Origin of the sequence: Flavobacterium piscinae (assembly GCF_004122145.1) — a bacterium.
Taxonomy (GTDB): Bacteria; Bacteroidota; Bacteroidia; order Flavobacteriales; family Flavobacteriaceae; genus Flavobacterium; species Flavobacterium piscinae.
This window is the reverse complement of sequence record NZ_SBKQ01000004.1, coordinates 136,227-151,393: the sequence shown is the minus strand read 5'-3', so window position 1 is coordinate 151,393 and position 15,167 is coordinate 136,227. Positions and strand designations below refer to the sequence as shown.

Sequence of the window (15,167 nt, the reverse complement as noted above, 5' to 3'; positions counted from 1 at the left end):
AAATGTAAAAGTTAAACATTTTTTCGTTAGATTTGAAATGCTAATCCATTTATTTCTAAGTACATGAAATTAATTCTACTTTCAATCACTCAACACTCAACACTCAAAAAATTAAAGTTTGTTAAGTTATTTGTATTTACTTTCTTTTTAATGAATTATTTAATTCATGCACAAGTACCCCAACCAAACCATTTTACTCCAGGAGGTGTGATGGATAATATTTTTGATAAAAGCGGAAATCAATATACATTTAATGATATTTTAATTAATACGCAAAGTAATGCAGAAAGTAGAGTAACTTTATTATCTTGTGCAAACAACTCCATTTTTAATTTGTATTTTGAAGAAGGAAGTGGTTGCGAAGATAATTCGATTATTGAACATAATTTAAGGCGACAAGTGATTTGTAATGTGTTTGAGGATTTATCTGCTTTTTTAACAACATCGTCTTCTGCCTTACTACCAACATCAACCACAAAAGTAAATATCTGGGTTAGAAATATTGCAAATATACCAAACGTATCACCACAGGCACTAGGTTTAGCAAGTGGTTTTTATAATTTTCCTGCAAGTGCTACTACAGGTGGAATAACGGACAATGAAATTTGGAAAACAATTCACAATGGAATAGATTCTTACACAAATGTTGTTAACCCTTTAATTATTGCTGGTAGTGGATCAAACTCTTCTGGAATATTTTTTCACGGTTATATGGCTTTTAATTTTGATGCATCAATTAATTGGAATTTAGACACTTCTGTATTTGCAAGTACAACAGAAAAAGATCTTTATACCGTAGTACTCCATGAAATAACTCACGCATTAGGTTTTAATAGTTTAATTGATGTTGATGGAAGTTCAAAATTTCCTGTCGATTTTAATTATTTTTCCCGATATGATTTGTTTTTAAAAAGCAATACAAATGTTCCTTTACTTTCTACAAATTCAACTATAAATTTATATAATAATTCTTTCAATTCAACTTCATTATCCAGTTCTATTTTACACCCAAATTGCACTATAAGCGGAAATGTCAATACAGGAAGTACTGTGAATACTACTGTTTGCAACAATGCAGTTAAATATTTTGGAGCAGTTTTTACTGTTCCTGTTTATACGCCAACTTGTTTCGAAAGCGGAAGTAGTTTAAGCCATTTTGAAGATGAACTCTATCCCAGTTGTAGTGATGCTTATGGGAATGATAGTTATTTTGTAATGAGTAATGCCAACGGGAATGGTGTAACAAAACGTTTTTTAAAACCAGAAGAGAGAAATGCTTTATGCGATTTAGGCTATACTGTGAATACAACCTATGGAGTAAGTGGTACAATAATTAATGGGGTTGATACTTTTTACGATTATGGAGGCTCAACATGTGATGGGATAATAGTTGCAGGAATTAATGATGGAATTACTTTTGGTGCAAATGATTTTGTCACATACACCTTTTTAGGCTATACTAGTATGGTTCCAAATATTAATATTTATAATATTTTGCAAAACGATCAAAACGCAACCGGATTTGAGGGTTTAGAAGATATTACTGGCAATTCCACTTTATCAGTAACGTCAGGAAACGCTTCTACAATTATAGAATTTAATAGTACAAGTGTTGGGCTACATTTATTGCGTTATGTACCTACTTACGGAGCACAAAAAGGAAATATTACATATATTTATGTATATGTTATACCAAATAACCATGAAGAATTATCTAGCTGTGTTCCTTTACCAAATCCTTGTGATTTAATTTTGAACGGTGATTTTGAACAATATTCATCTATACCGAATAACTGGTCAAATTTAAATTTGGCTTGTGGTTGGTGGGAAGATGGTACTTCCGGGCCGGATTATTTTCACATTGATTCACTATTTCAATTAGGAAGCCCATCTATCCCTTGTAGCGATGCGGGAAATCAAAACCCGACAAATATAGCAAGTAATGGTCATACTGGATTTTATGCTCTAAAACATATTAATTCAAGCGAACTAAATTTATATGAAACAATTACTTCAAAATTATCTTTTCCGTTAGAGCCTGATACAGCCTATCAGCTAAGTTTCAACATTTCTCTTGCAGAAAGGACAAGTGCCAATCCAATTAAAGTACAAGCTTTTCTGAGTTCAGATTATATTCCAAGAGTATACTCATATAATCATGACATTAGTAATGGTATTTTTCTAGAAAATGCAACTTTTACAACTAATTCTGTTGATAATCAGTGGGATACTGTTGTGTTCAATTTTACAACTACTAGTGGAGGTGAACAATATTTATATTTAGGAGGAATTAATAATGTCCAATTTTCGACAAATCCTATAATTGCTTCTCCTTCAAATGGATGTGCTTTTATTGAACAGAATGAAATTCTTAATAATTATATTCTGTCCTATAACTTTATAGATAATATCTCTTTAATTCCAACAAACGGTGCTAAGTTTATTCTTCCGGAGTCAGTCACATGTACTTCTGCCATTATTGAGGATTTACATGCTTTTTTAGGTGGTACACCACTTGATGGCTATTTTTCGGGACTAGGTGTTTCAGATTCTACAACATTACCAGGAACTTATTCTTTTAACCCCGCTTTAGCAGGAGTAGGAACAATAGCAATTACCTATCATTATCAAAATAGTTCGGGTTGCCCGATTGAATTAATTAGAAATATTTTAGTAACAGGAGCCGAAATTATTCCGCTATTCTCACCAGTTGACCCGATTTGTATAGGTGCAGCCTATACTTTACCTTCTGTATCAAATAATGGTTTCGCGGGAACTTGGAGCCCTGATTTTAACAATCAGTCCACCACAACTTATACGTTTACACCAAATGCAAATTCGTGTGCAATTCCCACAACACTCACTGTGGAAGTTACCAATACTAATGCTGTTACACCTATTTTTACGAGTTTAGCCCCTGTTTGTGCAGGTGCTACATTTACCTTACCAACTGTCTCTAATAATGGTTTTACAGGCACTTGGTCGCCAGAGATAAACACTGATATTTCAACTCAATATATTTTTACACCAGATAATGGTCAATGTGCAACTCTTGCCCAAATGAACGTAGAAATAATTAACCCTGAAATCATTTTAGATGGAAGATTAAATGTCTGCATTGGACAAAATCCAAGTTACTACTCTAATATTCTTGGTGGCATGTGGTCTAGTTCTGACATTTCAATAGCAACAATTAATCCTGAAACAGGTGAACTTACAACGTTTAATACAGGCACAATAACCTTAACATACACGCTTTCTGACTCTTGTTCATCATCGTCTAGTATAATTGTTAATATTATAGATCGCTACACAATCCCAGAGTTTAGTTTTCCAACTACTATTTGCAAAGGTTATACTCCCCCAAGACTTCCAGATATTTCTGATAATAATTTAACTGGTGTTTGGCTACCAGCTATAATTAATAATTCTGTAACAGGGGATTATACTTTTTTTGCAGATGACAGCTGTATTGAACCAATAACAATAACGGTTACTGTAATTACTGAAGGTGAAATAACAGCAAACGATGATTATTTTTATTTACCTTATATGCCTGAACCCCATTTATCTCCAAGTATTTTAAATAATGATTTGTTTAATGGTAATCTAATTACATCCAATTTTTTAGGACTTACGATTCAATTAATTGGGTTTACTCACAATATTACAGTAAATAATGATGGTACTTTAAATATACCTCCAGATTTACCCCCTGGATTGTACGCTTTTGATTATATATTAGTAAACCAATGTTTAAATGGTGGTAAAAAAATAACACTTAACATTTTTAAAGAAGTACTATCTGCAAAAGAAAGGTTTATAGTTGATGTATGCTATAAACCAGATGCTTATATTACAGAACAAACCTTTTTAAGCAATGTTGCCTATGGCGAAATTCGTGCCACCTCAGAAAATGTAACATTTAGTAACATTACTGCACCGGCAGGCTTTTCAATTAATCCGGATGGCACTGTTAATGTACCTGCAAATGCTTTACCCGGTGATTATAACTTCACCTACACACTTTGCCCAACAGGAAGCTCAACGGGTTGTGTGTATGATATTATAGCACATTTTACTATTCATAACACCGTTCGAGCAGTAACAGATGCTTTTAATTTTGATACCAGCGGTACATTTTTAGGCTCAAACCATGACGACCCTACAAGCTTCAACATATTAACAAACGATCGCTATTCCGCCGATTGTGGGTTTTCTGCACCTAATAGTTTTGTGGGTGCTGTTTTGGGTGGGAATGTCACACTATCCAATATTAATCAAACTGAATTAGCTGGATATTTTAATATTTTAAACAATGGAATTGTAAACCCACTAAATTTTAATATCCCCACAGGATATTATAACTTTACGTATGAAATTTGTGATTATATTTTTCCGAATGCTTGTTCCACTACTAATGGTTGGATAAATGTAATGAGCACAGCAAAAAGTGCCCCTACAAATATAAAAGAAAAACCAGATGACAATTTAGTGTCTATATATCCTAATCCTTCAAAAGATATTTTTACAGTTTCTTTTCAAAACACAATTGATAAAGGCAATATTAAGGTGTTTTCTGCATTGGGTCAAGTACTTTTTAGTAATTCCATTCAACAAACTAATGAAGAAATAATTGATTTAAGTCGTTTTCCAAATGGCACTTATTTAATTCAAATTATTTTAAGTGATAATGTGGTCAATATGAGAATAATTAAAAATTAAGCTTATGAAAAGCATAATTATATTTTTTATTTGTGTTGTTTCAAATGCCCAAATAATCAACATTCCGGACCAAAATTTCAAGAATAAGTTGCTTCAAGCAAACACTACCAATCAAACAGCTGCGGGTGCTATTATTGACACCAATGCGAATGGAGAAATTGAAATCAGTGAAGCGTTGATGGTTAACTACTTGTTTGTAGCGGTTTCAAATATTAGTGATTTAACGGGTATCGAATATTTTACAAATTTGCAATATTTATTTGTTAATGTGAATTCAATTACTAATATAGATTTATCAACTTTAACTAATTTAATTCAATTTAGATGCGATAACAATAACTTATCTTCAATTGATTTTTCAGGGTTAAATAATCTGGCAGGGATAAATATTTCAAATAATAATTTTAATTCGATAAACTTAAATGGATTGATTGCTTTGGAAGGAATTGCATTAAGTAACAACAATATTTCATTTTTTGATGCAACATCAAAACCATTTCTCAAGGAAGTTTATTGTTTTAATAATCAACTGTCATCTTTAGATTTCAGTAGTAATCCATTATTAACAAAACTACATTGCCGTAATAATAATCTTACTTCTTTAACTATAAAAAACGGGATTAATCAAGATTTTAATTTAACAACAAACAACGACTGCTGGAAAACAGGCAACCCCAACCTAACCACCATTTGTGCCGATGAAAGCGAGCTAGCTAGTGTTCAAAGTTTTTTAGACGGTTGTGGAAGTCAGCAAACTATTTCAGTAAACAGCAACTGTAATTTAACTAGCCAAGATTTTACAAAAAACCAAATTGCAATTTACCCAAACCCTGTTAACGATGTGCTAAACATCAATTTAGAAAACAGTATCATTTCATCGGTTACAGTTTTTAATACATTGGGTCAAAAAGTATATTTTAGTTATTCAACGACCAGCCAAATAGATGTTTCAAAACTGGAGGCCGGAGTTTATTTTTTAAAAGTAGATGGTTTGGAAGGTGAGTATTATGGTAGGTTTGTGAAGAAGTAAAATAGAACGCACTCAAAAACAAAACAATATTTACTTTATATTTGAAGTAACATAAAAGCTATGAAGTATTTTGTTTTATTATTATTCCTTTTTTCTTTTGGCTTAAATGCTCAGGTCATAAATTTTCCTGATCAAAATTTTAAAAATAAATTATTGCAAGCGGATATTAATAACCAAATTGCAGGATGGACTAAAATTGATACTAATAACAATGGTGAGATTGAAGAGAGCGAAGCATTGCAAGTGACCTATCTATTTTTATTTAACTCAAGTATTTCAAATATAGAAGGAATTGAATATTTTACAAGTTTAGAATATCTTTATGTTCACAATAATTCGTTAACATCAATAAATTTATCTAATTTAACGAGTTTAACTCAATTTAGATGTAATAACAATAATTTATCAGATTTAGATTTAACTGGTTTAACTGCTTTAGTTGGAATTAATTTAATGTCAAACAATTTTTCATCATTAAATACTCAGTCTTTACCAAATTTAAACGATGTTTACTGTACTCAAAACCAAATTTCATCATTAGATTTTAGTAACAATCCACAATTAACACGATTATATTGTAGCAATAACAATCTTACTTCTTTAACTATAAAAAACGGCATCAATCAAGATTTTAGTAATGTAAATTTTAACGACTGCTGGAAAACAGGCAACCCTAACCTAACCACCATTTGTGCTGATGAAAGCGAAATTGCCAGCGTTCAAAGCTTTTTAGAGGATTGTGGTAGTCCGCAAACTATTTCGGTAAATAGTAATTGCAATTTAAGTAGCGAAGAATTTACAAAAAATCAAATTACGATTTACCCAAACCCTGTAAACGATGTTCTAAACATCAATTTAGAAAACAGTATTATTTCATCGGTTACAGTTTTTAATACATTGGGTCAAAAAGTGTATTTTAGTTTTTCAACGACCAGCCAAATTGATGTTTCAAAACTGGAGGCCGGAGCTTATTTTTTAAAAGTAGATGGTTTGGAAGGCGAGTATTATGGTAGGTTTGTGAAGAAGTAAATGGATAGATAGTCAAATAAATAAATGACTTTTTTATCTTTGGCAAACTAGTTTTGTACCTATTAAAATGATTCAACTAAAAGAACGCACAACCAAGGCTGAAATGCTTCAACAATTGCCTTTAATTCAGCAATTGTATCCTGAATTTACAGAACAATTTTATGGTGATTTGTTAGACGAAATGTTAACCAACAACTACAAACAAGTAGTTGCTTTCGAAAATGAAATAGCAGTTGGACTTTCCGGTTTTTGGGTGGGAACCAAATTGTGGTGCGGGAAATATTTAGAATTGGACAATGTAATAGTTCATCCCAATCATCGTTCTAAAGGAGTTGGTAAATTACTAACAGAATATTTGAATCAAAAAGCGATTGATTTAGGCTGTAAAGTGGTTGCGTTGGATGCGTATACGAACAATTTCCCGGCTCATAAATTTTATTTTAACCACGGTTTTGTGCCGAAAGGGTTTCATTTTGTGAAGTTTTTGAAGGAGAAGTGATGAAAAGTTATTCAATTATAGTTGTATTAATTTTGGTGGGTTGTGCTTCTAAAGAAACCCTCCAAACCCAATTTCCCAATCCAATTGCTGATTATTTTTATAAAGTTGAAGGCAATCAAACTCATTTTCTGATTGAATTTCAACAACCCCTTCCAGAAGATATCAAACTTAAAAAACTCTATTTCAGAAACCAAACAGCTGCAATTAAAATGATTTCACGTCAAAAAGCAGAAGCTGTTTTCATCAAACCGGATTTGATTTTAGACGTCAATCCCGAAAACGAATACGGAAACCAACCACCTATTCCACCAAAACAACGATTTCAATTAAATTCCACCGAAGCTGTTTTAGAATTCATTCAAAAAGGCAAAATAAAACACTACAAATTCACTAACGTGCCCGAAAAATCAAATAAATAGTTAATTTTGCTTGATTGCAAAATAAATTCAACAGCCACTTTGGGACTTTACAAATCACTTTTTAAACAAACCGCTATTTATGGACTGGCCACTGTGCTACCCAGAATGCTGAGTTTTTTATTAGTTCCGCTTTACACGGATATCCTGAACCCCGGCGATTACGGTGATGTATCCATTATTTTTTCATGGCTGGTCTTGTTTAATGTGATGTTGGCTTACGGAATGGAAACTTCTTTTTTCCGGTTTTACAATTCGCATGACGATAAAAGAGCCGTCATCGGCACATCAACCATTTCTGTTTTTTGGACAACCATTGTGTTCCTCATTGGTTCGCTTTTATTCCGAAATACGATAGCCAATCTTTCAGGTATTGAGGTCGAATATATCACCTATACCATTTGGATTTTAGTATTAGATGCTTTGGTAATTATACCCTTTTCAAAATTAAGAGCCTACCAACGTTCGATTATTTATGCGATAATAAAAATTGGAAATGTCGCAATCAACTTAAGTTTAAATGTTTTCTTTTTGTTGTATTTACCCAAAATTGCAGCAACTCATCCGGATAGTTTTTTAGGAAGTTTATACGTAGAAAACTTTCAAATTGGGTACATATTTGTGGCGATGATATTCGCTAGTTTACTCACATTAATTGTTCTTTCGCCTAATTATTTTCACATTCAATGGCATTTTGATGCACAATTGTGGAAAAAAATGCTTCGTTACGGTTTCCCTATTTTGATTGCCGGACTCGCATTTGCCATCAATGAGCATTTTGATAAAATTTTATTGGATTGGCTCAATGTGAGTAAATCAGAAATCGGAGCTTATTCCGCCTGTTACAAAATCGGTTTGTTCATGGTTTTGTTCAGAACAGCCTATACGTTAGGCATTGAACCGTTTTTCTTTAGCTATGCCAATAACGAAAATGCTCCGCAAACCTATGCTGATGTAACCAAATATTTTGTGATTTTCGGGTCGTTAATTTCATTGTCTGTCATTGTATTGGCCGATATTTTAAAATTATTTTTAATACCGAATGAAACCTATTGGTCGGCCATGAAAGTGGTGCCTTTAATTGTATTGGCTAACTTCTTTTTAGGAATTTACACGAATCTTTCGGTATGGTATAAGTTAACCGACCGAACTAAAATGGGAGCTTATATTTCAATTGTTGGAGCCATTATTACATTAATAGTTAACTTTTTATTAATTGAAAAATTAAGCTATATGGGTTCTGCAATTGCTACCATTGCGGCGTATGGAAGCATGATGGCGATTTCGTATTATCTTGGAAAACGGCATTACCCAATACCTTATGATAAAAGTAAAATTGGCCGTTATCTCGGACTTTCCATCCTGTTCTCTTTTGTCTATTTTTACGGTTTTAGAGAAAACTATTTTGTAGGCATTGGATTCATCCTCATTTTTATTTATTTTGTGTATCGAAATGAAAAAAATACACTCTTACGAATTTTAAAAAAGTCATCTTAAAATGAACATCAAAATCATCAATAAATCGCAACATCCATTGCCAAACTATGAAACCATTGCTTCTGCCGGAATGGATTTACGAGCCAATTTGTCCGAACCAATTACCTTAAAATCATTAGAACGAACCATTGTTAAAACAGGCTTGTTTATTGAATTACCAATTGGTTTTGAAGCTCAAGTTCGACCACGTAGCGGATTGGCCGCCAAAAAAGGAATCACCGTGTTAAATTCACCCGGTACAGTTGATGCCGATTATCGTGGGGAAATCGGGGTTATTTTAGTAAATTTATCCGCAGAAGATTTTATCATCGAAAATGGCGAACGAATCGCACAACTCATTATTGCCAAACACGAACGAGCCGAATGGATAGAAGTGAATGAATTATCTGAAACATCGCGTGGTGAAGGGGGTTTTGGGAGTACAGGCGTGAAATAGTTCAATATTCAACATTCGTTAATCATCATTCAACATTATATATTTACAACAATAAAAATTTAAACGTAAACGCCATGAAAAAATTTGATTTAAACGAGCGATTAATTGATTTTGCAGTACAAATTATTAACATATCCGATTCAATTAAAAATTCAAAAGCAGGAAATCATTTGTGCGGACAAATTATTCGTTCAGGATCATCACCTGCTTTAAATTACAGTGAAGCTCAAAGTGCTGAATCTAAAAATGATTTTATTCATAAAATGTCAATCGTTTTAAAAGAATTAAGAGAAACACTGGCATGTTTAAAAATTATTTCAAAAGCAAAATTATATGTTAACGATCAAATGGAATTGATGGAAGTTATTAATGAAAATAATCAATTGGTTTCAATTTTTGTAAAAAGTATAGAAACATCAAAAAAGAATAAATTATAAATAAATCAGTTCAGGATTTTTTAATTTTGAACAACGAATTTTGAATAACGAATTAAGAATTTTTATATGAAAATAATAGTACCCATGGCCGGACGCGGCTCCCGATTACGACCTCATACCTTAACAGTACCAAAACCCTTAATTCCCGTTGCAGGAAAACCAATCGTGCACCGTTTGGTAGAAGACATTGCCGGTGTTTTAAACCAACCCATCGACGAAGTCGCCTTTATCATTCACGAAAGTTTTGGCAAAAAAGTGGAAGAAGAATTAATTGCCATAGCTCAAAAATTAGGAGCAAAAGGTACAATCTATTACCAAAATGAAGCTCTGGGAACCGGTCATGCCATCATGTGTGCCAAAGATTCATTGAGCGGACCGGCAGTTATTGCTTATGCCGATACGTTAATTCGTGCCGATTTTGATTTGGATACATCAGCGGATAGTGTAATTTGGGTAAAACAAGTCGATCAACCGGAAGCGTTTGGTGTGGTAAATTTGAATGCCAATGGTGAAATCATCGAATTGGTAGAAAAACCAAAAGACTTTGTATCCGATTTAGCAGTCATTGGAATATACTATTTCAAAGATGTTGCCGTTTTAAAAAATGAGTTACAAGCGGTGCTGGACAATAACATCATTCATGGTGGCGAATACCAAATTAATGATGGAATCAAACAAATGATGGCAAAAGGCATGAAATTTGTTCCCGGTAAAGTAGACGAATGGATGGACTGCGGAAACAAAAACGTAACCGTTGAAACCAATACCAGAATGTTAGGGTTTTTACATCAAGACGGAGAAGAATTGATTTCTAAAACAGTAAAATTAGACAACGCAACCATTATTCCGCCTTGTTATATTGGAGAAGATGTAATTTTAATTAATGCAACCGTTGGACCTAATGTATCACTTGGAAAAGGATGTCATGTGATTGATTCAGCCGTCAAAAACAGTTTGGTTCAAACCCATGCACACATAAAAAATGCTGTTTTAGATAATGCTATGATAGGAAATCACGCTTCGTTTGATGGAAAGTTTACAAGTATTAGTATCGGAGATTATTCCGTTTTAGAATAAAACAAAGAAAATGCTCTCTCCCCTCACTAAAGAAGGGTTGGGGTGAAGTAAAATGATAAAAAACAAATTATATACTTTCATCTTCTTTGGAATGCTTTTCCAATTCATAACCGTTTTCTCCCAAGAAGAACCGGAAGATATTGCATTGGAAACAAGCGAGTTTCAAGTGGCTTTTTACGAGTCTTTGCGAGAGAAAGGGATTGAAAATTACGATAAAGCCATAACCGCGTTACAAAAATGTTTATCCTTAGAGCCCAATAATTCAGTTGTCCATTTTGAATTAGGTAAAAATTACCTTTATCAAAAAGACTACAAAAACGCCAACGACAGTTTTGAAAAAGCGACCCAATTGGACCCAAATAACCGTTGGTACTGGGTAGGCTTATATGACGTTTCCTATGCCACTCGCGATTATTTAAACGCGATTGTCATCATGAAAAAGCTCATTGAATTCAAAAAAGAATACAAAGAAGATTTGGTTTCCTTGTATATGTTTACACAACAATATGACGAAGCCCTTAAGTTAATTGATGAATTGACAGAAACGGTAGGTAAAACGGAAATGAGAGAGCAATTCCGCAGTCAAATAAAAACAACTACTCGTTACCAAGGACAGGAAACCGAAAAACTCTTGCAAGCCATCAAGAACAATCCTAAAGTGGAAGATAATTATGTGGCGTTGATTTATTTATATTCAGAAAATAATCAAGAAGATAAAGCGTTGGAAATTGCTAAAATGTTAGAAAAGGAAATTCCGAATTCTGATTGGGCACAAGTCAGCTTGTTCAAATTCAATATTGATAAGAATGACGGAAATAATGCTGCTTTGGCGATGCATAAAATTTTAAAAAGCCCTAAAATTGATCGGAAAATAAAACACCGCGTTTTTAATGAGTTTTTAATTTTTACTAAAAATAACCCTTCATTTTCCAAAGAGTTGGAAACGGCGATTGCTTATTTTCAGGATGATCGAGAAGTAAAAGTGGCCAAAGAAGTTGGGAAATTCTATCAACAAAAAAGCGATTGGGTGAATGCTGTGAAATATTATGAAATATATGCTAAATCCAATCCGGATGATTTGGAGAATACACTTTTGCTTTTTAACGCGTACGCACAAAACAATCAATTCCAAGTGTTGGTTAAACAAGCAGAAGAAAATCTTGAATTGTATCCGTTACAACCGGATTTCTATTATTATGCCGGTTTAGCAAATAACCAACTGAAAAACTTTAAAAAAGCAAAAGATCAATTAGAATCCGGAATAGATTATATTGTTGATAATAAATCCTTAGAAGCTAATTTTTATATTCAATTAGGAGAAGCATACCATGGGTTAGGTGATACCAAGAAAAAAGAAAGTTTTTTTATCAAAGCCGACAAACTTTTAAAAGAAATTAAATAATGAAAAAGTTTGTATTCGTTTTGGTAGTTGTGTTTACATTGGTTGGATGTAAAGCCAAAAAAGGTTTAGTTGAAGCCAATGCTTCCGATGATTTGGCTACTCAAAAAATCATTGAAAACCATTATGATGTAAAGAAAAATTTTTCAACGGCTTACATTCGGGCGAATGCCAAATACAAAGACAAAAACCAATCGTTGAGTTTTTCGGCTGAAATCAGAATTAAAAAAGACGAAATGATTCTGGTTAGCATTCGTTTTCTGGGAATAACCATGGCAAAAGGTTTAATTACACCTACTGAGGTGAAATATTATGAGAAAAACGGAGGCAAATTTTTCGAAGGGGATTATACCACGTTAAGTAATTGGCTCGGAACCGATTTAGATTTCTATAAAGTGCAAAACATGCTTATCGGTCAGGCGATGGATGATTTGCGAAAAGGAAAATATGCCAACACAATTGAAAATAAATTTTACAAATTGAAAGACATCCATGATATACAAAACGTTAAGTCTTTCTATTTTGAAGCGTCCAATTTTTTAATTAAACGACAAGAAATTGAACAAGTGGCAAAAAACAGAAAGTTGAACGTATATTATCCCAACCATAAAGAATATGCGGAAGCGATTTTGCCATTAAACATTCTAATTGAAGCCAATCAGGAAAATGAAAAGAACACCATTTCTTTAGACTATAATTCGGTTACATTTAATGAAGAACTATCTTTTCCGTACAATGTACCCAGTGATTATGAACAAATTTATATAGAAAATTAAAGCTCTAAACATGATAAAGTCGGTATTGACATTTTTGCTTATTCTTTCAAGTTCAATTCTTTTGGCTCAATCGGAGGCACAAAAGAAATTGGAAAAGCGAAAAGAACAATTGTTGGAAGAAATTAGAGTAAACGAACGTATTTTACAAGAGAACAAGAAAAAAGAAAAGTCGGTTGTCAACGTCATTCAACAGCAAAAAGCAAAGATCGAATTACGCGAAAAATTGATTCAAACCAATGAAAAGCAAGCCAAACTATTAAATGATGACATTTATACCAATCAATTAAAAATAAATAAATTAAATCGAGAACTAGAGGCTCTCAAAGAAGATTATGCCAACATGATTGTAAAGTCATACAAAAGCCGTTCCGAACGTAGCCGTGCAATGTTTTTGCTCTCGTCAAAAGATTTTACACAAGCATACAAGCGAGTACAATACATGAAACAGTATGCGGGTTACCGAAAAAGCCAAGGAGATGAAATTAAAGTTAAAACAACAGAATTAGAGGTATACAATGTAAAATTAGCGGCTTTAAAATCCGAAAAAGAAAAAATTATCCAAGAACAAGAAAAAGAAAAATTAGTTCTTGAAAAGGAAAAACAAGAACAGGAAAAATTGGTCAAATCAATTAAAAAAGACCAAAAGAAAATTATTGCTGATATTAAGAAAAAACAACAAGAGGCAAAAGATATCGACAAGAAAATTCAAAAAGCAATTCGTGATGCCATTGCTGCAGAAAATAAAAAAACAGCCAAAAAAGGAGGAACAAAGACTACATCAACCGGAACTTCTTCCTCTAAAATAGTACTAACCGCAGAAGGCAAAATTGAGTCAGATAATTTCAAAGCCAACAAAGGGAAATTACCCTGGCCGGTGGAAAAAGGTTTCGTGTCGTTAAAATTTGGTAATCAGCCACATCCGGTGCAGCCTACGTTAACCATTCACAGTAACGGTGTAGAAATTACAACAGAATCAGGTTCATCTGCCCGGGCTGTTTTTGCCGGAGAAGTAATGCTAATTCAGGTTTTATCTCCCATCAATAAAGCGGTTTATATTAGGCATGGTGATTTTATTACGGTATATCAAAATTTAAGTACCGTTTCTGTAAACAAAGGAGACAAAGTCGGTTTAAAACAAACCATTGGAAGAATTCGAACGAACGAATCTACCGGAAAAACAGCCATCAAGTTTTCTGTTCTTCAAAACGATTCGTTTTTAAATCCGCAAAGTTGGTTGTACAATATGTAATTAAAAAGCCTGAAAGTTTACATTTTCAGGCTTTATGATTTAAAAGAACAATGCTTTTAGTTCAGAGGCTTCGTGTGGCTTCATTTTTCCCGCCAACACCAAACTCAATTGTTTTCTCCGCAAAGCGGCGTCAAATCGTTGCTTTTCTAATTCAGTTTGCGGTTCAATTTGCGGAACCGGTACCGGGTTTCCGGTTTCATCTACGGCCACAAACGTATAAATCGCTTCGTTAGCCTTCGTTTTATTACCTGATTCACGGTCTTCAATCCAAACATCTATATAAATTTCCATCGAAGTGTTAAATGCTCTCGATACTTTCGATTCAACCGTTACCACACTGCCTAACGGAATAGCTTTGTTAAAAGCAACGTGATTCACGGAAGCCGTTACACAAATTCGTCTTGAATGACGTCGGGCAGAAATACTCGCCGCTCGGTCCATTCTGGCGAGTAATTCTCCACCAAAAAGATTATTTAACGGATTGGTTTCACCGGGCAATACAACGTCGGTTAACGTGGTAATGGAATCTGAAGGATATTTGACTTGCATGTTGAATTTTTTTTGCAAAGGTAGAAAAACAACCTTGATTCTTTTGGA

The 15,167-nt window shown here is 33.3% G+C and carries 13 protein-coding genes; 12 read left to right on the top strand and 1 reads right to left on the bottom strand.

The annotated features are described in order from the left end of the window. Positions 1 to 150: 150 nt before the first annotated feature. The 12 genes from EQG68_RS05010 (at position 151) to EQG68_RS04955 (ending at position 14,570) form a co-directional block, all read left to right on the top strand. Positions 151 to 4,725: a T9SS type A sorting domain-containing protein gene (locus tag EQG68_RS05010; protein WP_164975390.1), complete on the top strand. Its 4,575-nt coding sequence runs from the start codon at positions 151 to 153 to the stop codon at positions 4,723 to 4,725. A 4-nt stretch (positions 4,726 to 4,729) separates the two neighbouring features. Further along, positions 4,730 to 5,755 carry a T9SS type A sorting domain-containing protein gene (locus EQG68_RS05005; RefSeq protein ID WP_129463686.1) on the top strand — a complete coding sequence of 342 codons (1,026 nt, stop codon included), beginning with the start codon at positions 4,730 to 4,732 and terminating at the stop codon, positions 5,753 to 5,755. 60 nt (positions 5,756 to 5,815) lie between these two features. Continuing rightward, positions 5,816 to 6,784, top strand: coding sequence for a T9SS type A sorting domain-containing protein (locus tag EQG68_RS05000; protein ID WP_129463685.1), 969 nt, complete (start codon positions 5,816 to 5,818; stop codon positions 6,782 to 6,784). A 67-nt stretch (positions 6,785 to 6,851) separates the two neighbouring features. Continuing rightward, positions 6,852 to 7,283, top strand: a complete 432-nt coding sequence (locus EQG68_RS04995) for a GNAT family N-acetyltransferase (protein ID WP_129463684.1) — start codon at positions 6,852 to 6,854, stop codon at positions 7,281 to 7,283. Beyond that, positions 7,283 to 7,702, top strand: a complete 420-nt coding sequence (locus EQG68_RS04990; RefSeq protein WP_129463683.1) for a hypothetical protein — start codon at positions 7,283 to 7,285, stop codon at positions 7,700 to 7,702. The genes EQG68_RS04995 and EQG68_RS04990 overlap by 1 nt, the downstream gene beginning before the upstream one ends. Before the next feature lie 39 nt (positions 7,703 to 7,741). Further along, positions 7,742 to 9,196: a lipopolysaccharide biosynthesis protein gene (locus EQG68_RS04985; RefSeq protein WP_129463796.1), complete on the top strand. Its 1,455-nt coding sequence runs from the start codon at positions 7,742 to 7,744 to the stop codon at positions 9,194 to 9,196. A 1-nt stretch (position 9,197) separates the two neighbouring features. After that, on the top strand, positions 9,198 to 9,632 hold the full coding sequence (gene dut / locus EQG68_RS04980) for a dUTP diphosphatase (protein ID WP_129463682.1): 435 nt from the start codon (positions 9,198 to 9,200) through the stop codon (positions 9,630 to 9,632). A 74-nt stretch (positions 9,633 to 9,706) separates the two neighbouring features. Then, complete coding sequence (locus EQG68_RS04975; RefSeq protein WP_129463681.1) at positions 9,707 to 10,069, top strand: four helix bundle protein; 363 nt, start codon at positions 9,707 to 9,709, stop codon at positions 10,067 to 10,069. A 66-nt stretch (positions 10,070 to 10,135) separates the two neighbouring features. Beyond that, a complete protein-coding gene (locus EQG68_RS04970) occupies positions 10,136 to 11,146 on the top strand; it encodes a sugar phosphate nucleotidyltransferase (RefSeq protein ID WP_129463680.1) in 1,011 nt (336 codons plus the stop codon). Between the two features lie 52 nt (positions 11,147 to 11,198). After that, on the top strand, positions 11,199 to 12,548 hold the full coding sequence (locus EQG68_RS04965) for a tetratricopeptide repeat protein (protein WP_129463679.1): 1,350 nt from the start codon (positions 11,199 to 11,201) through the stop codon (positions 12,546 to 12,548). Next, positions 12,548 to 13,321 (top strand): DUF4292 domain-containing protein, encoded by a 774-nt coding sequence (locus tag EQG68_RS04960; protein ID WP_129463678.1) that lies wholly within the window; start codon positions 12,548 to 12,550, stop codon positions 13,319 to 13,321. The genes EQG68_RS04965 and EQG68_RS04960 overlap by 1 nt, the downstream gene beginning before the upstream one ends. A gap of 10 nt (positions 13,322 to 13,331) precedes the next feature. Further along, a complete protein-coding gene (locus EQG68_RS04955; protein ID WP_129463677.1) occupies positions 13,332 to 14,570 on the top strand; it encodes a murein hydrolase activator EnvC family protein in 1,239 nt (412 codons plus the stop codon). 39 nt (positions 14,571 to 14,609) lie between these two features. Here the strand turns inward: EQG68_RS04955 and EQG68_RS04950 are convergent, their stop codons facing one another. Continuing rightward, complete coding sequence (locus EQG68_RS04950) at positions 14,610 to 15,119, bottom strand: acyl-CoA thioesterase (RefSeq protein WP_129463676.1); 510 nt, start codon at positions 15,117 to 15,119, stop codon at positions 14,610 to 14,612. Between the last annotated feature and the right edge of the window lie 48 nt (positions 15,120 to 15,167).